This window comes from Amycolatopsis anabasis, assembly GCF_009765355.1.
In the GTDB taxonomy this organism is placed as follows: domain Bacteria; phylum Actinomycetota; class Actinomycetes; order Mycobacteriales; family Pseudonocardiaceae; genus Amycolatopsis; species Amycolatopsis anabasis.
Genome location: NZ_VTHK01000097.1, coordinates 775 through 19,415, shown reverse-complemented (window position 1 = coordinate 19,415; position 18,641 = coordinate 775). Strand labels below are relative to the sequence as shown.

The following is an 18,641-nucleotide window of genomic DNA, read 5'->3' as shown; positions in this document are numbered from 1 at the left end:
GCACCGTGACCGGCCAGAACGCTCAAGTTCGGACTCCAGTACCCGCCGGACTGAAACCCACTCTGCGTTGCCTGCTGCCCAACCAGCGATCCCGGCTGGGTGAGAGGTGCGCACGAGCGACCGAATATCCACCGTGGGCCTGGCCAACCGGGATGCAGGATTGGGGATGGGGCGCAAGGTCCGGGGCACATGCCGCATCCGCGACTGCTCCGAGTCCGGGGAGCGGGGAGCGTCATCACCGCTGACCGAAGCCGACGCGCCATGCAATTCCACCGACCACCCGCCCATGGCGTCGGTCGCCAGCCGCCTCGTGTCCATACCGGCCCTCCCCAGTACCACGACGGTGCACCCGCACATCGAACGCGATTATTGAGCTTTCGCGATTATCTACCCCATTGTCTGCCGAGGTGTCCATCACGATCACCCGTTCCGACCAAGGACGGACGCGCGAATACCCCGGCCATGGCACGGAAACGATCGGCACGCCCGTTACTCCCACGACAACCTCGGGGCCCCGCGCCATGGTGGCGCGGTGGTGCCGGCCGCGCCCCGTCGGGGGCATGCGTGGACACTGCTCAACGTCACCACAGCAGCCCGCCGCTCGTCATCCCGCAGTGGGAATGACGAGCGGCCGAAACATCCTCACCACGGCGCAGAAGACGGACCCGTCGCCGTCTGGGTTCGGGTCGATTCCAGTTCCTACAAGGGATCTTGGCCCAGCTCCCGCACGGTCTGCGGCTGAAACATCCGGCTCGTCTCCCTGAGACTCATAGGGGCACAGACGACACAAAAGGGCCGGCTGCTCACGGAACCTGCGCCTGTCAGGGACACAAGGGCCGTGAACACCCGGCCCGAACAAGCTAGCGCTCACACCCACCCGGCACCTCACGACGCCCCGTCGCCCCCAGCAAGGTTCACCCATCCAGGGCTGGGCCGAAAACCACTGTCCAAACGCCCTTCCCTCACCGAACCCGGCACCGCCACGGGCACTCACTTGGGCCAAATCAACCTGTCCGAGTTGGGCCTGAACTCACTGCCCAAAACAGGCATGGCAGTAACGCACCGAACCACCATTGCCAGCACCGCGCTGGAACCGATTTCGCGTTAGTACTGCAACGGCACTCGGCGATCAGGGGCGGATCTCGTTGTCGTCTGCCACCGTCGTGGGACCACCACGTTGCCAGTCATGGGACCACCGACGGCAGGTGATCCACCGAGAGAACATGTTCCAGACCCACCGTGTGGAGCGATCATGGCGACGGCAACCGAACGTCCGGAATTGCCGATGTGGGCGCGTAGGTGCCTACTGGTCCCGTTAGGGTGACTTCACCCCCGGCTCTCTGCTCCTCAACCGCCGCTGACCGCGCAGGACGAGGAACGCACGCTCATTCCGAGTGGGGATGCAAGCAGGTTCGGCGAGCGGTGCCGGCTCGACTACTCCGGTCGCCGCGCATGTTAGTGCCTCTGTGCGACCGGGTGGAGCAACTTTACCCGGCCCTGTCGTCCAACCGCGTAGTCCTCTCTTTCGATCCCGCTTTCTCGTCGCCGGCGGTGGCAAGCTGACAACCGAACGGGCGGTGGGAGACCATGACGACTGTTTTCTCAAGCAGTGACCTGGACGAGTTCCATGAATTCGCCCGCTCGGGTTACGCCGCGTGCCGGATCCAAGCGCATCCCTCCGGCTGCCGGGCACTGATCGTCCAGAACCCGCTGGGGCCGATCCGGATGGACCGGATTCACCTCGGCTTCGTGATGGACTACGCCTTTGACCCGCTGGGCACGCTCAGCCTGATCAGCGTGAAATCCGGCGCTATTCCGCACAACGTCACCGAGCGGGTGGACACCAGTTGCGGGCCGGGTGAAGTGATTGCACTCGCCCAGCCTGACCGGCCCTACAGCGGCCGCGTGAGCCACGCCCGCTACACCTACACGTCGCTGGAACCCTCGCTGCTGTCCCAGGTCGCTGACACCGCGCCCCACCGCACGCCGCGGCCGGTGCGGCTGAGCGGCTACCGCCCCGTCTCCCCGGCCGCAGGTCGGCACCTGCTGCGCACCATCGCCTACCTCCACGACCACGTCCTGACCGCGCCGACTTTCCGGGACTCGCCCCTGATCGTCTCGACCGCGCCCCAGTTGCTGGCGGCGACCGTGCTGAGCACCTTCCCCAACACCGCGCTGCCCGATCCCACCATCGAGGACCGCCACGACTCGCATCCGTGCACCCTGCGCCGGGCGATGGCGTTCATCGACGACCACGCCCACGAGGACATCTGCGCCGCCGACATCGCCACCTCCTGCCACGTCACCATCCGCGCCGTCCAGTACGCCTTCCGCCGCCACCTCGGCACCACCCTCATGGGTTACCTCCGCCAGGTCCGGCTCCAGCGAGCGCACCAGGAGTTGCTGGCCGCCGACCCCACCACCGGGGTCACGGTCACCGAGATCGCCGCCCGCTGGGGCTTTTTCCACCCCGGCCGCTTCGCCCACCACTACCGCACCGTCTACGGCTGCCCGCCCTACCGAACCCTGCAACGCGACACCTGACCCAGACTCCCGGCATGACCAACCCTGGAGTCCCTGTCGAGTACCGAAGTGAGGTCGACTCGGAGCGCCTTGCCAGCGTTGCCGCTGGTGGGTTTCTCCGAGCCGCCTCCCGAACCCGGCGTGCGCTGCTAGGCGCACCGGGCTCTCCACAAGTCCCGCGGGGTTGGTGGTGGTCCTCATGGTGTGCTCGGCCATGGTGTCGGGATGCGTGTTCCCCGGTAGTAGTAGCGCTTCGCGCTCACTCTGGCCGGATCGAACAGCCCGACATTCCCATCGGCGGGCCAGATGCCGTAGCGTCGGCGTAGTTGTTTCCATGGAGTGCGCCGATGCTTGCGTTTCTGCCACCTGACGATCTCCTGCCAGAGGTAGGAGCGTAGGTAGCTGAAGGTCGCGTTCGAGCATCCGTACTTGAAGTACGCGGTCCAGCCCCGCAGCATCCGGTTGAGCTGATGCAACGGGACCGCGAGCGGCAGGTTCGTGTTCCGTCGGCAAATTGTCTTCACCTTGGCCATGACGGCGACCAGCGCCTTCTTGGCCGGATAGACATAGACGTAGTGCTTGCCGGTGCCTCGCTTGCGGTGACGCCGGATGCGCCATCCGAGGAAATCGAGGCCCTCGTCGATATGGGTGATGAGAGTCTTCTCCGGAGACAGGCGCAAACCCATCGTGGACAGGACTCCCGCGATCTGCTCCCGCAGAGCCTCGGCGTGCGCCTGGGTGCCCGACACGACCAGGCACCAGTCATCCGCATACCGGACCAGCCGGTAGTTGGGCAGACCCACGACGGCGACGCTTGGCCCGTTCCAGCCTGCTGGCTGCGGGCCCACCCGGACCTTGGGCGATGTACTCGTCCAGGACGGACAGGGCCACGTTGCTCAGCAATGGGGAGAGGATCGACCCTTGCGGTGTTCCGGCGTTGGTGTCGGTCAGCGTGCCCTCCTCGGTGAGGATGCCCGCCTTGAGGAACGCCTTCACCAGAGCCAGGACGCGTTTGTCTCCTACCCGTTCTCGCACCCGGTCCATGAGGGCGGCATGCGAAATTTCGTCGAAGCAGGCCTTGATGTCTCCCTCCACGATCCACTCATAGGAGCGGGACGTGAGGTGATGCACCTCGGCCACCGCGTCGTGAGCCCGACGGTTCGGGCGGAACCCATAGGAACACGGACGAAAGTCCGCCTCCCAGATAGGTTCCAACACCAACTTCAGGGACGCTTGCGCCACCCGGTCACGGATGGTGGCGATCCCTAGGTAGCGGACCTTGCCGCCCGCCTTGGGAATCGCACGCCGCCGCACTGGCAGCGGTTGGAAGGTACGGGCCTTGAGATCGGCTCGTAGGTCCGCGAGGAACCCTTCCGCTCCACGCACGGATTCGATGTAGTGGGCGGTCCTGCCGTCCACTCCAGCCGTGCGCGCGCCCCTGTTGCTCCGCACCCGATCCCACGCGACCAGAAGGAACGCGGGGTCGGTGACGAGATTGTACAGATCATCGAACCGGCGATGAGGATCATCACCGGACCATCGGTGCAGTTTGGTCTGGATCTCCAGTACCCGGCGTTCCGCCTTGAGCAAGGCGTATTCCAGCTCGTCGGTATTCACCCACGACCTCCCGGCATTCCAGCACTTCTACTGCTGACTTGCTAGCCCCCTTCGCCATGTACGCACCTCTCGTGCGCTCGGACTACTACGAGGCCTCCGCCCCATCCCGCGCCTTCAACCAACGACGCGTCTATCCCGCCCGCCCGGCTGGCTTCCGGGAGACAGGAGCGGTGCGGGATGGTTCCCGTGTTCACCGTGAACCGATCGACCAGGTTGGCACCCAGCTTTGCCCCGGCAGTATCGCCACACCTACGCCGCAGTCCTTCAGCATGGCCTCCCCACCGACCGGACAAGTCGGCTTCGGAGTCAACCTTCCACACTGGATGGTTGTGCACTGCATCCCGGCCCGTATCCACCAGATTTGAGCCGGTGGCATGCTTACGGAGCTTTAGCACTGGTTCCTCTCGTATGCCGTCTGGTCTCGCTTGCCGGACCCGACCTACCTGGCAGTATCAGACCGTCCCGGCGTTGTCAGCGCTGCTTCCCGCCCTTCCCAGCGTCTTCTGGGTCAGACTGCGCTCAGCTTCCACCGGGTTGCTGCGACAACCCAGCGGCGAGGTCTCACACCTCCCTCGGTTCATCGGCGCCTCACGGCGCACTATCCGCACATGCCGCTGATCGGTCCTTCGGGAACGCAGCGTTCGCGAATCGCCAGCGCGATAACCTGTTCCATTTCTGCACTGCTGTCGGTGGTTCCACGACTGGCAACGCGGCGGTCCCACAACGGTGGCAGGCGACAAATTCGTTGCCCGATAATGGGATCAACCCGTCGAGGCCGGTCCCAGGTGCCCCTTTTCGGCCTCCTGGTCTCGTCGAGGATGAACACGCCGGTCGCGTCATCACCGAGCTGGTCCAGGACGTCACTGCGCTGGTCATCCCGGGCCCGTCGACGTCCCAGTCCGTGGTGCGCAGCAACCGCTGCATCCCGCTGGTGCGGCTCGGACCTGGCGAAACGGCTGAAGATCGGCTCCACCACGGCATCCAACGACGCCCCTCACCTGGCAAGATCCACCACGCGGTGATCATCACCGCCGACAGCCTTCAGCATCCCACGTCACGCCGTCGTTGCAGTACTACCTGCTCAAGTCCCCCCGGATGTGTCTGTGGAAGGGATTGGCTCTTGCTCATGCGCAGGATCAAGGCGACCGCGGCCTCCGAGTGGACTCCTGGAGTCAGGACTTCCTGGAGGAGCAGGCCACGAATCGCGGCGATGGTGACGGTGGCCGTGGTCAGCGCTTCCTGGGTGTCGAGGCCTTCGCGTTCCGCGAGTGAGGCCAGGATCTTGGTCAGGTCGTCGAGTGAGTCGATGAACTCACGAAAGTTCTCTGGGCTGTACGCGGCCAGTCCTACGACGTGGAAGAAGCCGCGGACGCGCGACATCTGCTTCGGGCGGGTGTAGGTCCGCCAGATCGCCACGACGAGGTCGTCGAAGGTGCCTTGCTGGGCGGTCTCGAAAAGCGCCTCGTTGTCACGGGATCGCTGCGCCTTGAGCATGGCTGCCAGGACGCCCGGGAGTGACCCGAAGTGGTATCGCAGGAGGGCGTGGCTGGTCCCGGTCCGGGCGGCGATCTCACGGAGTGACACCTCCGGTGCGGGAAGGTCCTCGTCGAAGGCGTCGAGAAGCCGGGCCAGGAGGCGCTCGCGTGCGTCGCCGGTGCGTTCCGTGTTTGACAGGATCACTCCCGCAGTTTATCCATTGGAAAAGACTGACGGTGCCGTGGTGCTTCGACCATGGTCGCAGTCAGCTCACCGACGGCGGAGGACCTGACTCGTGGGACCTTTTCAGATAACCGGCGCGGCGGTCGTCGACGGGTCGGGTCGCGACCCGTCGACGTCACCATCGAAGACGGGCGTATCACCCAGCTCGGTGCCTCCGGCGCGCACAGCGAGCGCTTCGATGCCGGGGGACTGACGATGACGCCCGGCCTTATCGACGCTCACGTTCACCTGGGCTTGTCGAGCCTGATCCAGCCGCAGTTCTCGTTTCGGATCAGTGCCGCGGAGATCGCGGCAGACATCTCGCCACGGCCGGCGCGACGCTCGATGCCGGCTTCACGACGTTCGGGACACCGGCGGGATGGACGGTGGCGTCGTCACCACGATCGCCAAGGGCAAGGTCAGGGGGCCACGCGTGTTGTCGTGCGGACCTGTTCAGTGCCAGACCGGTGGGCACGGCTACTACGGAGCCGACTGGGAACCCACCGAGCTGTGGAGCAGCCATCACGTTCCCGGTCTGTGCGCCCTGTCCCTGATGGGGGGCAACGCGGACGAGCTGCGAGGCAACGTGCGCGAGGCATTCCGTCGCGGAGCCTCCTTCCTGAAGCTCTGTGTGACCGGCGGAGTGGTCGGCGCGCACGACCGGCTGACCGACACCCAGTTCACCGTGGAAGAGATCGCCGTCGCTGTTCAAGAAGCCGCGGCACGGGGCACCTATGTGACGGTGCACGCCCACAACAACGAAGGCATTCGGAACGCGGTCGAGGCCGGGGTGCGCTGTGTCGAACACGGCACCGACCTCGACGAGCCCACGGCCACCCTGATGGCCACTCGCGAGGTCGCCCTTGTGCCCACGTTCGCTGTCGTCGAGCAACTGCTGCACGACACTGCTGGAGCCGGCCTCGGCGAGTCGGCCCGCGATCGTGTGCTGGGTGTTCGTGAGCGGATGACCGAGGCGCTCGCTGTCGCCAAGGAGGCCGGAGTGCGGATCGGGCTGGGTTCCGATCTCATCGGTCCGGCGCAGGACCGTCGAGGCGACGAACTCAGGTTGCGCGCAGAGCTGGAGACGCCGATGGAAGCTCTCGTGGCGGCCACGAAGACCAATGCCGAGATCCTTGGCCTGTCCAGCCAGGTGGGGGTCATCGCTCCCGGCATGCAGGCAGACCTCGTGCTCTGGAACGGCAATCCGCTCGAAGATCCGAAGCTCTTCGCCGACCCCGCCAACGCCGTACTCGTCGTCCAAGCCGGACGGGTTGTGAAGGACCTCCGATGAGCACCATGTGGCAGGGCTGCCTCGCCGACACCGACTACTTCGAGATGCGCTCCAGCGGTGGGCACGACTACGGCGTCTGGGTCACCACGCCACCGGGCTACGACCCCGCCACGACGCGAGCGCCTGTCGTGTATGTGCTCGACGGCAACTGGGCCGTGGGCATGACGGCTCCGCTCATCGTCACCCAGGCGGATCCCATGCAGCGGATCCAGCCCTACATCCAGGTCAGCGTCGGCTACGCGGGCGAAGACGCACAGCACTGGGATCGGCTGCGCAACAGAGACCTCGTGCCGCCCGGCGAGTCCATCGCCAAGGAGCTCATCGATGCCGTGGAGATGGGAGTCCAAGCGGGCGCGAGGAAGCCGACGCCTACCTCGCCGAACTGCGCGACACCCACGCCGATGCGTTCCTGGGCTTCCTCACCGCGGAACTGCACCTGCGGATCGAACGCGACTACGGCACAGCCACGAGCGGTCACGGCCTTTTCGGCTACTCCTACGGCGGACTTTTCAGCCTCTACACCTGGCTCACCGGCAGCACGCTCTTCGAGAGCATCGGAGCGGGCAGCCCCGGCGTCGCCGGTGAAGACAGTCAGATCTTCGCCCAACTCCAAGAAATGGGTAACAGGCAGCATGCCGCCAAGCTGCACGTGACCCTCAACGAGCGAGAGTTGCTCGGAGACCTGGCCATCTACCAAAACATCACGAAGAACACGGCCACCGTCCTTCACCGCCTCACCTCACGCGGCGCAGCCGTCACCAGCGCGGTCCTGCGCGAAACGCACGTGACTGGCCTGCAGGCATCGTTCCTCAGCTACCTCAGAGCCTGCCGGGCCCGGTAAGCGCGAACGACACGGTGCAGGTCCGGGCTACCGCAGTCGATCTCCTCCTGACCGGAATCGGCACCTCGGCGGTGGATGCGCTGGTTGAGGCGATACCGCGGAATCCCCGGGTCGCTCGGCTCGCCTGCTTCGTCCTGGGCCGCATCGGCGATCAGCGGGCGATCGTGCCGCTGCTCGAACGCGTGGCGGCTACGCGGCGCCACACCTCGACAGCCTCGACCGCGTTCACCGAAGAATTGTCCTATCACTGCACGAAAGCGGCCTCATTATCGGCGGCACGCACGATCAGGTGTAGAGGACTCATCCGTACGTGATGGTGTTGCCGGGAGCGGTAGGGTCGGTTGCGCCTCGGCGTCCAGACCTCCCCCTCGCTGTGACGCCGAGGCCCAGCACGCGGGGCGAGGATTTTCGACCACCGGGGAAATTCTCCGCAGTGTGCCAAGCACTCGGTAGACGGCACGGGCCCCGCGCTCAACCGGAGAAACACGAGCGCAGGGCCCGTGCCGCGCCACCGATCCCCCGAGGCGTTCAGAAGAAACAGGGCTTTGCGATACCGGCACACGACCCTTGGTAGACGTTGCGAAGAGCCCCGCACCGGCACCCGAACAGTATTTCGTTTCCCTGTGGTGGGGCACAATCCCAAGTCGCGCGCTCGCGCTGCGCCTTCCGGCCCAACCATCGCCGGCATGCGAGACAGCGAACCTGCTCGTCGACCGCCTGGCGGCGAGGCCTGTCGGGAGATCCTGGCCACGATTCCGACGGGCTTCCGACACGATCTCGGCGGCGTCCTTGCCCTGGATGTCGGCGAGCATCCCCGCACAGTGACTGCCCGCCCAGCATAGATGGACACGGAGGTACCTTCCGGCGATGACCCACCATTCCAGCCAGTCACACGACGCTTTCTCTCACGGAAAGGTGCTTCGCTACGGGTTTTCTATTGTCTTGGCGTGCTTGACGGGCGAGGCGGTCCGCGCTGTCGGGCTATTCCAGCAGGGACCTTCGGGTGGGCCGGTTCCGTTCGGCTCAGTTCCAGGCCAGCTTGGTGGCGGTGCGGCGTGTTTCGTAGGCGACCAGGCGGTCAGCCCCGGAAACACGGACCCAGCGCCGTAGAAAACGAGCGTGAACAGTGTTCCTTTCAGGAAGCCGAGCCTGAAGCCGATCGCGCGATCGACTCCGGTCAGGGGTAAGGGTATGATCGTCTGCTGGGCAATGGCTGCACGTTCCTCGTCTTCGAAGGACGCAAGGGGTTACCGCGTCGAGTACCGGACGGGTTCCCCGCGGACCGTCCTGCGGGTTCGCCTGCGCAGTTCTTCGAGACCGCCCTTCCGGAACGGGGAGTTCGTCCGCTTGATCTCGTCCTCGAGCGCGGCGAGGACTCCCGCACCACCTATGGATTCCAGGACGTCCTCCACAGCGGAGGACAAATCCTTCCGTTCGCGCGTCAGCGCCAGCAGCGATTCGACGTCTGGCTCGGCGATCCGCGCCACAGCCAGCACCCTCGCCGGGGTTGCCTCAGGCAGGGAGGGATGCGTCGGCAAGGCCCCGCGCTCTCGCTACCCCTCAGCGGTCGAGCGCGGGGTCTTCCGCGTTGCGTGCTCTGGACCCCGGCGCCGAGGACGCCGAGGCGCGGCTGAGATTACAGCCGAAGGGTCACGTTCGGGTGAATCCAGAACGTCGACACGAGTTCGTCGCCGACGATGGACCGGTCGGATGTGGCCACCCGGCAAGGGTTGGCCACACCGCACGAGGCCTGCGCGCTCCCACCCGCCCCGGCGGTCGCGCGCGGAGCCCTCTCGGCACCTGGGCACCGGGGCGAGGTGACCAGCGGACACCGAGAAACGCCTGGGTGGCCGAACGGGGCCTTCGCGTTGTCGTCTATGGAAGAGGTTATGCGCACACGGCATGGGGGCGAAGGACTCTAGGCAGACCGTGGCGGGAACGGCATCCTGATGCAGCGGTACCGGTAGTCGGGCGGGGCTTTCCTGATTTCCCCTCTTCGGTCGTGTCCGGTACTGACCCTGCGTGGCCGGGGCCTTTCCAGGGGTGGGCCCCGGCGCCTGACAACAAGGTGGGGCGTGATGGACATCAGGGTGTGGCTGACGCTGCGCCCCACACCGCCAAGGCCAATGAGTAACAAAGTCAACAACCGTCAAGGGTCAATATTTCGGCCGGTGTGGGTTACTCGATAAGTATTTCGGTCCTAATGATTTGGCTGCGCCGATCGTGATAGCGTTCTCGGGTCAGGCCTGGAGAGCGTTACCAGGCTGGTCGACAGGATTCCGCCCTAAATCGGCGGGTACGCCGTCAGTTCGCGCTTTCTACGGTGACAGGGGTGGCACCAATTCTGGACGAGGTTGCGCCTTGGGGACGAGAACCCTTGTCGCCTGGGTGACCTTGGGGACGATAATGGGACGTGACAACAAAATGAGCGATCTTGAGCTGGAGCGGAGCCTTCTCGAGCTGGCCGACACATGTCGTGTCGACGAATTGGGGGAGTTCACGAGTTTGCTGGCCCAGCGGTACGCGCGGCTGCTGTCGGTGACCGGAGCGGCCGTGTTGCTCACCGACGCGGCGGGACGGATCGAAGTTCAGGCTGCCTTTCCCGAGCAGTTGGCTGTGCTTCCCCATCAGGCCGTCGCGCACGGCGCGGGCCCGGCGGTGGAATGCTGCCGCACCGCGATCCCGGTCACCGTGCCTGACGTACGCCTGGTGACGCGCTAGCCCGAATTCACCGAGACCACGCTGAAGCACGGCATCACCTCGGTGCACGCACTACCCTTGCGGCACCAGAGTCAAGGTCTGGGCGCGGTCGCGCTTTATCACACCACCGACGGGCTCTGGGGACAGCGGAGGCAGCGGGCGCAATTGCTCGCCGATGCGGCGGCGATCGGACTGCGGAATTGGCGTGAGCGGCAGCGGCAGCGGGAGCGCATCGTGCAGTTGCAGACCGCGCTGACCAGCCGTGTCGTGCTCGAACAAGCCAAGGGCATTCTCGCCGAACGCCACGGCATCGCCCTCACTGAGGCGTTTCACCGGCTCCGCGGACACGCCCGACGCAACCAGATTCAACTGCACGACGTGGCCCGCTCGGTGGTCAACACGCTGCGCTCACCGGCCACCGAGCCGGACGGCACACCTTCGCGATGACCGCGCGCGCCCCTCACGGCAAGGGCCGCGAGGGGCATCACCAGCACGGCACGGGCTCGCGGGGTCTGGGCACGCCCACGCCAGCTTTTAGTGTCCCACCGCTCTGACACGCGTGCAGCACGCAGACGACGAGTGCCCCGGTACCGCCGCAGTTGTGGAGATAGCTGTGTCGTCGGCCGCCCAGATCAGCGGTGGCATCCGTAATGGCCGACGTTCCGGCGACGTGTGCGGCGACGCTACTCGTCAGCGTGGACTCGGTGGCGTCCGGGGTGACCGGTGAACAGCGCGGAACAGCAGGTTCGCGCCGGCCTTATCCAGTTCAAGGTGGTGGGTCGGGGGATGGGACGCCGTGCACCTCGCGGGCGTCGGTTTCCCGTACCCGCCCACCGGACCAGACGGAGCATCCGGCTCCCCACGTGATCCGATGTGTCAGGCGTGGTATTTACTGACCTAGCCCCCGATGAAGGCCGTATCGTCGTGGCTGGTCTTGTGGAAGCGTGCACCATCCGGGTTGCTTCTTCGATGGTGCAGGGCGTCCTGATGATCTGCGCGCCAGCTCCGTCTCAGCGGCCCCTGCGGATGTTTCCAGGTCAGGTGACGGTGCTTGTGGCGCAGCTTCGACGGTCGCGGATGGCCGACAGCGGGAGGGTGCGGGTTTCGGTGCCGGGGCCGTCGTCGGAGGTCAGGTACAGCTCCTTGCCCTGCAGGCCCGGACCGCGGGCGGCGGTGCAGCCGGCAACCGTGAGGAGGCCGGTGAGCAGAAGGGCGAACAGGGCGGGTAGGCGGGTCCTTCGTCGTGCTTTCGACCTTGTGTGCGCGATGTCAGCGGCCGGTTCGGGCGTTGTCCTGATTCTGTCGCAGAATCCCCGGGCTGCGGGTGCCCGCGTTGACCTGTCCCGATAATCGATTCCGTGGCACAGGTTCTGCTGATCGAGGACGACCCGTCCATCCGCCGTGGCCTCGGCATGGCGCTGGGGCGGCACGGTCACCAGGTACGCACTGCGGAGACGGGCGAAGACGGTTTGCGGCAGGCGCGTGACGTGCGGCCGGAGGCCGTGGTGCTGGACCTCATGCTGCCCGGGATCGACGGGTTCGAGGTGTGCCGCAGGCTGCGCGCTGACTCGATTGTGCCGATCATCATGCTGACCGCCAGGGGTGACGACTTCGACGTGGTCGGTGGGCTCGAAGCGGGCGCGGATGACTACGTGGTCAAGCCCGTGCAGCCCCGGGTGCTCGACGCGCGCATCAGGGCGGTGCTGCGCCGCGGCGCACCGGAGCCCCAGCATATCCAGACGCACGCCGGGCTCGTGATCGACAGGGGTGGCATGACCGTGACCAAGGACGGCGAGTTGGTGTCGCTGACCCCGACCGAGTTGCGCGTGCTGCTCGTGCTGTCCCGCTCGCCTGGCCAGGTGCTTAGCCGCCAGCAGTTGCTGGAGTCGGTGTGGGAGCACGACTACCTCGGCGACTCTCGTCTGGTGGACAACTGCGTGCAGCGGCTGCGGGCGAAGATCGAGACCGATCCGGCGTCGCCGGTGTTTGTGCAGACTGTGCGCGGTTTCGGTTACCGGTTCGGGCCGGTATGAGGGTGCCGCGGTGGCTGACCGGCCTGCGGGCCCGGCTGGTGCTGGCGTTCGTGCTGGTCACTGTCGTCGGCGCGGTCGCGGCGGCGTGGGCGAGCTACGGCTCCGCCCGCGGCTCGCTGGTGGCCGAGGCGCAGCAGCGCGCCACCGAGGACGTCCAGCGTCGGATCGGTGCGGTCGCCGCCGACCTGACCTACCCGCCCGACCAGGAGGCGCTGGACCGGCTCCGGGTCGCGGTCGGCGCCCCCGTGTTGGTGACCTACGGCTCGATGTCGTCGGCGGACGGCGCGGACCTCGGCCTGCTCACCGGTGACCTGCGTGACGCGGTGCGTGCCCGAAGCGAACTCGTGCTCCAGCGGGTGACGTCGCAGGCGGGGCCGAAGCTGCTGATCGGCACCTCGGTGGTGGAGACCACTGTGGGCGGTGTGCGAAACCCTTCCGGTATCGAGGTTTTCGCGGTCCGTGACCTCCTGCCGACCCAGCAGCAGATCGACGCCTCGGCGCAGGCCGCGGTGCGGACCAGCGTGCTGGCGTTGCCGTTGGCGATCCTGCTGGCCTTGTTCACCGCGCGCGGTGTGCTGCGGCCGGTGCGGGAGCTGCGTGGCACCGCGCGGCGGCTCGCGGGCGGTGATCTGGACGCGCGGCTGCGGGTGAAGGGATCCGACGAACTCGCCGAGCTGTCGGGCACGTTCAACCACATGGCGGCTGAACTGCAGGCTTCGGTGGCCGGCCTGCGCCGGATGGAGGCCGACGCCAGACGCTTCGTCGCCGACGTCTCGCACGAGCTGCGCACGCCGCTGACCACGCTGACCGCGGTGGCCGAGGTGCTGGAGGCCGAGGCGGAGCGGATGACCGAGGACGCGCGCGAGTCGACGCTGCTCGCGGTGGAGGAGACCCGCAAGCTGACGCGGCTGGTCGAGGATCTGATCGAGGTATCGCGGTTCGACGCGGGCGCGGCGACCCTGCGGCTGGATGACGTGGACGTGCGCCGGGCCGTCGAGGACTGCCTGCGCGCTCGTGGCTGGCGCGAGCACGTCGAGCTGGACACACCGGAGGAGATCGGCGCGGTGCTCGACCGGCGGCGGCTGGACGTGCTGGTGGCGAACCTGGTCGGCAACGCCTTGCGGCACGGCAGGCCGCCGGTGCGGGTGCGGTTGCGGGCCGATGAGAGGGAGGTCGAGGTGGCCGTCGTCGATCACGGTCCCGGCCTGCCCGACGGTGGGGCGGCGCGCGTGTTCGAGCGGTTCTACAAGGCCGACGCCGCGCGGACGCGGTCCGAGGGCAGCGGGCTCGGGCTGGCGATCGCGGTGGAGAACGCCCGCCTGCACGGCGGCGACATCGAGGCGGGCAACGAGCCGGGCGCTGGAGCGAAGTTCGTCGCCCGCCTGCCGCGGTTTCCGGGGGCGGGCGCGTGATGCGGACGTTGCTCGTCGGGGTAGCGGCGGGGCTGCTGCTCACCGGTTGCGGGATCGAACCGACCGGGGTGCTCGACGGCGGGGATGCGCCGACCGGGGTGGCGCCAGGCGTCACGTTGTATTTCGTTGACGTGCAGGGGAATTTGCAGCCGAGCTTGGTGGAGAGCAAGCGGCTGGGCGATGTCACCAACGCGGTGGACCTGCTGCTGCGGGTGGGTGCCCAGAGCCGTCAAGGGCTGCGTTCGGACCTGCCCCAGGTCACCTCGCTGGGGCCGGAGGTGACGATCGCCGACACGACCGTCACGGTGACCGTTCCGCTGGCCAGGGGCGAAATGGGGCCGCGTGGCGCCGACCAGTTGATCTGTACCGCGCTCGGGGTGCTGCGGCAGAGCGGGAACACGCGCGTGACCAAGGCGGTGGTGTCCTTCACCATCGGCGGTCAGACCGAGCCGCGGGCCTGCCCGGCGCACTGAGCGGGCTTGTGACACAACCGCGACACGGTTTCCACGGGCGTTGGACATCGGCTCGGCAGCCTTGCGGCCATGACCTCAACTGACCTCATTTCGTCCACTGTGGATGTAGACGCGCACCGGGTGCCGAAGGGGCGCCTGCTCGGCGTCGACGTGGTGCGCGCGCTGGCGATCGTCGGCGTGTTCGTCATGCACTTTCCGATGACCGGCTGGCTGCACGCCGGGCCGCGCGCGGAGGCACCGGCCTTCCTGCGCTGGCTGGATTCCGAGACCTCGTCGCGGGCGATGAGCCTGTTCGTGCTGCTCGCCGGGGTTTCGATCGCGTTGATGACCGGCGGTTCGCGGCCCTACACCGGGCGGCGGATGACCACCGCGTGCCTGCGGGTGGCGGTGCGTGCGGTGACGCTGTTCCTGATCAGCCTGTGCATCGACGAGTTCGGCGCGTCGGTGATCGGGTTCTACGCCGTGCTTTTGCTGTTCCTGATCCCGTTCACCCGGCTGCGGCCGCGCACGCTGTTCTGCCTGTCGGCGGTGAGCGTGCCGCTCGTGACGGGGTACGCGATCTGGGTCGTCACCTCGCACATGGACTGGATGATGAGCGATACCCCGGCCGGGCTCGCGATCCTGACGCATCCGGGGCAGTGGGGCGACTACCTGTTCAGTCTGGTGTTCACCGGTGGTGGTTTCCAGACGATCTACGGGATCCCGCTGGTGCTGGCGGGGCTGGCGATCGGCAGGCTCGACCTGCACAGCCACGCCGTGCGGTGGCGCATGATGATCACCGGGTTCGGGGTCGCGGTCGCCGCGTGCGTGCTGTCGTGGCTGGCGCTGTACCCGTTCGGATTCGCCGACGTCATCGACGGCACGCAGCCGCCGGGGATGGCGTGGCAGGCGCTGCTGGCGATGCCGGGGGAGCGTTCGCTGTACGCGACCAGCGCGGTGGGGATCACGTTCATGATCGGTTCGGCGTTGCTGCTGCTCGGCGCTTTCCTGACGCTGATGGACCTGCCCGGCTGGCGGCGCGCGCTGTGGCCGCTTGCCGCGGCCGGTGGGATGGCGATGACCTGGTACGCCGGGCATTTCGCCTACCAGAGCGCGATCGGCAACCCGAAGGCGTATTCGTTCGTGTACTTCCTCGCCGTGGTTGTGGTGATGCTGGCGGTTTCCGTGCTGTGGCGCCGATGGTTGCGTCGTGGACCGCTGGAATGGTTGGTGCACAAGGTAATCACCATCGTCGTACCGGGCAGGAGTCTGCCGAAGGCGGCGTGACGGTGATGGCGGCGAGGGTCGTCGGGGCATGAAGTCCCGGCGATCCTTCGCGGTGGTCGAAAACCAACTCCTGATCAGCATGTTTCATGCCCGCCGGTTCACTTGCACGAGTCCGCGGTGGAGTGATCAGAGCACCCCGTGCCCATGAACACGGTCGCATGTTCGCGGGGCGGGTAGTACGCCGGCGACATGCCTCAGTCTCGGTGGGAATGTTTGTGGGAGAACGACATTTCTATGTAATCTGATTTGTCACGTTTATCCTTGTTTGCCCTGGTTGACGGCGATGATCGGCAGCAGGGTCGCAGTCGCCGGGACGCCGATCTCGCGCGGCGTGGTCCCGGCCGGTGTCGGGACGTCGGCCAACCGCTCGAGGAACTGGTCGAGGGCGACCTGGCCCTCATCGACAGCCGCGCGCTCGTCGTCGGTGAGCGGGACGGTGGCCAGCATGCGTTACAAGGTTGTCCTTGGCCTCCAGTAACTGTCCCTTGCTGGAGTCCTTGGGGCGTAAAAGTCGCAGCGCGTGCAGGCCATCCGATGCGGGCACTGCTTGTAGGGCTCCGGGAGAAAGGCGCCAGTGGTCCTACTGGCCGCTGGGGCGGCGGTAGGGGGTGGGTGACATGCGAGAACGACGGACGACGGGAACGGATCAGCTGGTCGGTATGAGTTCGGCGAGCAGGTCCTGGACGCGGCGATGGATTTCGTCGCGGATGGGGCGGATGGCGTCGATGCCTTGTCCGGCGGGGTCGTCGAGTTTCCAGTCGAGGTAGCGCTTGCCGGGGAAGACGGGACAGGCGTCGCCACAGCCCATGGTGATGACCACGTCGCTGGCTTCGACGGCGTCGGTGGTGAGTTTCTTGGGGACTTCGGCGGTGATGTCGATGCCGATCTCGGCCATCGCTTCGGCGACCGCGGGATTGACCTGGTCCACCGGGGCGGATCGGCCGACCGAACCCTGACCGTGCCCTGGGCATGGTGTTGCAGGAGCGCGGCGGCCATTTGGGAGCGGTCGGCGTTGTGCACGCAGACGAACAGGACTTCCGGGGTGGCGGGCATGGGGACTCCTTGGGTCGGGAGGGCGGCTTCCAGACGGTCGCGCGCCGAGCGGGCGGCCAGCACCGGCAGGTGGGTGTGAATCCGGGCGTCGGGAAGACGGCTTCCTGACCACCACACTGCTGTCCCTGATCGCCGCCCTGATCCCGCTGGCCTGCATCAAACGCAAAGGCTGGCTGTGCTAACACCCCCGCCGATCGGCGGTGCGGATCGCCTGCCACACGTCGTCCACAGCGCCAAACTGGGCGGGCCGGTGGAGACCAGGTTCGCCATGACCACAGTGCCCCTTTTCCTCAAGCCCGAACGACCGGCGGCCTGTCGTCCACGCCGATTGGCTCCCAACGGACCGGCACGATGGTTCTCCGGCGCTCTGCCTGGTCCGTCGCCGCATCCGGCGGCCTGGCGGCAAAGGGTTCAGCTGGCCACATCACTAGGTAAGGGCGAGCGCCGAGCCGCCCGTTCCTCGTGGCCCTCGACCCCGGCCGCTCCTGCTCGGCGTCCCCTGCGCAGCTGATCAGTGCGGACACCGGTCCGCTGATTCCCGCGACGGACCGGGTTTGCGGGTTGGCCTGCTGGACGGGGCGGTCGGGGCTACCGTGGAGTGTGCAGCACGATCGCCGCGACCCGGATGCGGGGCACGGGGCGTGTGTGGCGGTTTCCGAGCGCGACGCCCCGGCGCGGCGAGAGGTCACAAGTTTCGGCCGGGCATGGTGGCATCGGGAAGGAAGGTGACCGGTGACTGGTATCGGGCCCCGCCCGGCTGCACCGAGGGCGGTGGCTTCCAGTGCTGCTTTGCTGACGGTGGAAATCTCCCGGCCGCGGGCGGACACGGTGGTGGTCGCGGCGTGGGGTGAGATCGACGATGTCACCGCACCCCGGTTGACGGCCGAGCTGGATGTGGCGCTGCGGTCGGCGCCGCGGGTGCTGGTGGCGGATTTGGCCGAGGTGTGGTTTCTCAGCTCCGCCGGGCTGAACACCTTGGTCAGCACCCGGGAAAAGTGCGCGGACGGCACGCGGCTGCGGATCGTCGCATCCCGCCGCGCCACCCGTCGCCCGCTCGAGCTGACCGGCCTCGGTGAGGTGTTCGATCGCTACCCAACCCGGGACGCGGCACTCACGGCGTAGCCCGTGACACGGCACCCGCCGCCCTGAGTGCGATTGAATAATTCGACTCGCCGGGAGTGTGCCGACGGGGTACGGGATGCTGTGTGCGTGCAGGGTGACGAGGAGACTTCGGGCGGTGAAGTCGTACTGTTGGCGGCGGCTACCGCAGTGTTGAGGTCCGTGCGGCCTGAGGATGTGGCGGGGGCGTTGGTGGCGGTGCGGGACGGGCTGGTGGCCGCGCGCCGGTGTGGGCTCGCGGTCGCGGCGGACCCGCGCTGGACCGTGCGGCATCGCAAGGCCGAAATGGTGGAGTGGGTGCTCGCCGACCACCTGGTGCGCGCTCCGGCGTTGGCCGGCGGGGAGGTCACGCTGGTCGACCCGTCCGAGGTGACCGAGCGGCTGACCGGGCCGGGCGCGGACGCCGGGGTCATCGCGATCATCGTGTTCAGCCAGACTGCGGAAACCGTGTTGCGCACGGCCGGTGATCACGCGCAGGCATGGGAGAACCGGGCGGTGTGCCGACACTGCACCCTGCTGGCACGCGAACTCCGCGAAGCCTGGAACGGCGAACACCCCACCTACCGGTTTCGCCCACCGGAGTAGAACACCGATTGTCACGTGCTTCGTAAAAGA

Annotated in this window: 18 protein-coding genes and 1 pseudogene; 11 read left to right on the top strand and 8 right to left on the bottom strand. The window is 67.1% G+C overall.

All coding sequences use genetic code 11. The features are described 5' to 3' along the window. The first annotated feature begins 1,587 nt into the window (after positions 1-1,587). Positions 1,588-2,544, top strand: a complete 957-nt coding sequence (locus FXO23_RS48570) for a helix-turn-helix domain-containing protein (RefSeq protein WP_158895659.1) — start codon at positions 1,588-1,590, stop codon at positions 2,542-2,544. Positions 2,545-2,720: 176 nt separating this feature from the next. Here the strand turns inward: FXO23_RS48570 and FXO23_RS51375 are convergent, their stop codons facing one another. The 5 genes from FXO23_RS51375 to FXO23_RS52095 all read right to left on the bottom strand — a co-directional run bounded on the left by FXO23_RS51375 (position 2,721) and on the right by FXO23_RS52095 (position 6,081). Next, entirely contained in the window at positions 2,721-3,326 is a 606-nt protein-coding gene (locus FXO23_RS51375; protein ID WP_218952419.1) for a group II intron maturase-specific domain-containing protein, read from the bottom strand. After that, on the bottom strand, positions 3,286-4,140 hold the full coding sequence (locus FXO23_RS51370; RefSeq protein WP_218952418.1) for a reverse transcriptase domain-containing protein: 855 nt from the start codon (positions 4,138-4,140) through the stop codon (positions 3,286-3,288). The genes FXO23_RS51375 and FXO23_RS51370 overlap by 41 nt, the downstream gene beginning before the upstream one ends. A gap of 598 nt (positions 4,141-4,738) precedes the next feature. Further along, positions 4,739-5,125, bottom strand: coding sequence for a hypothetical protein (locus FXO23_RS48560; RefSeq protein WP_158895657.1), 387 nt, complete (start codon positions 5,123-5,125; stop codon positions 4,739-4,741). Positions 5,126-5,181: 56 nt separating this feature from the next. Continuing rightward, a complete protein-coding gene (locus FXO23_RS48555; RefSeq protein ID WP_158895655.1) occupies positions 5,182-5,820 on the bottom strand; it encodes a TetR/AcrR family transcriptional regulator in 639 nt (212 codons plus the stop codon). 102 nt (positions 5,821-5,922) lie between these two features. Next, on the bottom strand, positions 5,923-6,081 hold the full coding sequence (locus FXO23_RS52095; protein WP_246258570.1) for a hypothetical protein: 159 nt from the start codon (positions 6,079-6,081) through the stop codon (positions 5,923-5,925). A gap of 136 nt (positions 6,082-6,217) precedes the next feature. Here FXO23_RS52095 and FXO23_RS48550 point away from each other — a divergent pair, with 136 nt between their 5' ends. Together FXO23_RS48550 and FXO23_RS48545 are read left to right on the top strand one after the other, a co-directional pair. After that, the gene (locus FXO23_RS48550) at positions 6,218-7,129 is read left to right on the top strand and encodes a metal-dependent hydrolase family protein (RefSeq protein WP_246258567.1); all 912 of its coding nucleotides are present in this window, start codon (positions 6,218-6,220) and stop codon (positions 7,127-7,129) included. A 7-nt stretch (positions 7,130-7,136) separates the two neighbouring features. Continuing rightward, positions 7,137-7,970: an alpha/beta hydrolase-fold protein gene (locus FXO23_RS48545; protein WP_425484989.1), complete on the top strand. Its 834-nt coding sequence runs from the start codon at positions 7,137-7,139 to the stop codon at positions 7,968-7,970. A 1,247-nt stretch (positions 7,971-9,217) separates the two neighbouring features. Here the strand turns inward: FXO23_RS48545 and FXO23_RS48540 are convergent. After that, positions 9,218-9,457 carry a hypothetical protein gene (locus FXO23_RS48540; protein WP_158895653.1) on the bottom strand — a complete coding sequence of 80 codons (240 nt, stop codon included), beginning with the start codon at positions 9,455-9,457 and terminating at the stop codon, positions 9,218-9,220. Between the two features lie 937 nt (positions 9,458-10,394). On the opposite strand from FXO23_RS48540, the gene FXO23_RS48535 reads away from it, so the two are divergent. From FXO23_RS48535 to FXO23_RS48510, 6 genes are all read left to right on the top strand, one after another. Further along, positions 10,395-10,691, top strand: a complete 297-nt coding sequence (locus tag FXO23_RS48535; protein ID WP_158895651.1) for a hypothetical protein — start codon at positions 10,395-10,397, stop codon at positions 10,689-10,691. Positions 10,692-10,748: 57 nt separating this feature from the next. Further along, the gene (locus FXO23_RS48530; RefSeq protein ID WP_158895649.1) at positions 10,749-11,117 is read left to right on the top strand and encodes an ANTAR domain-containing protein; all 369 of its coding nucleotides are present in this window, start codon (positions 10,749-10,751) and stop codon (positions 11,115-11,117) included. A 911-nt stretch (positions 11,118-12,028) separates the two neighbouring features. After that, positions 12,029-12,703 carry a response regulator transcription factor gene (locus tag FXO23_RS48525; protein WP_158895647.1) on the top strand — a complete coding sequence of 225 codons (675 nt, stop codon included), beginning with the start codon at positions 12,029-12,031 and terminating at the stop codon, positions 12,701-12,703. Then, positions 12,700-14,115, top strand: coding sequence for an ATP-binding protein (locus FXO23_RS48520; protein WP_158895644.1), 1,416 nt, complete (start codon positions 12,700-12,702; stop codon positions 14,113-14,115). Before FXO23_RS48525 ends, FXO23_RS48520 begins: the two co-directional genes overlap by 4 nt. Then, positions 14,115-14,588, top strand: coding sequence for a hypothetical protein (locus FXO23_RS48515; RefSeq protein WP_158895642.1), 474 nt, complete (start codon positions 14,115-14,117; stop codon positions 14,586-14,588). Before FXO23_RS48520 ends, FXO23_RS48515 begins: the two co-directional genes overlap by 1 nt. 69 nt (positions 14,589-14,657) lie before the next feature. Continuing rightward, positions 14,658-15,854: a DUF418 domain-containing protein gene (locus FXO23_RS48510; RefSeq protein WP_158895640.1), complete on the top strand. Its 1,197-nt coding sequence runs from the start codon at positions 14,658-14,660 to the stop codon at positions 15,852-15,854. Between the two features lie 255 nt (positions 15,855-16,109). On the opposite strand, the gene FXO23_RS52090 is transcribed toward FXO23_RS48510, so the two are convergent. Beyond that, positions 16,110-16,301 (bottom strand): hypothetical protein, encoded by a 192-nt coding sequence (locus FXO23_RS52090; RefSeq protein WP_246258565.1) that lies wholly within the window; start codon positions 16,299-16,301, stop codon positions 16,110-16,112. A 199-nt stretch (positions 16,302-16,500) separates the two neighbouring features. Continuing rightward, a pseudogene (locus FXO23_RS48500) lies at positions 16,501-16,907 on the bottom strand (arsenate reductase ArsC). Between the two features lie 798 nt (positions 16,908-17,705). On the opposite strand from FXO23_RS48500, the gene FXO23_RS48495 reads away from it, so the two are divergent. Together FXO23_RS48495 and FXO23_RS48490 are read left to right on the top strand one after the other, a co-directional pair. Then, positions 17,706-18,029 (top strand): STAS domain-containing protein, encoded by a 324-nt coding sequence (locus FXO23_RS48495; RefSeq protein WP_246258571.1) that lies wholly within the window; start codon positions 17,706-17,708, stop codon positions 18,027-18,029. 159 nt (positions 18,030-18,188) lie between these two features. Next, positions 18,189-18,611, top strand: a complete 423-nt coding sequence (locus FXO23_RS48490) for a hypothetical protein (protein WP_158895635.1) — start codon at positions 18,189-18,191, stop codon at positions 18,609-18,611. The last annotated feature ends 30 nt before the right edge of the window (positions 18,612-18,641 follow it).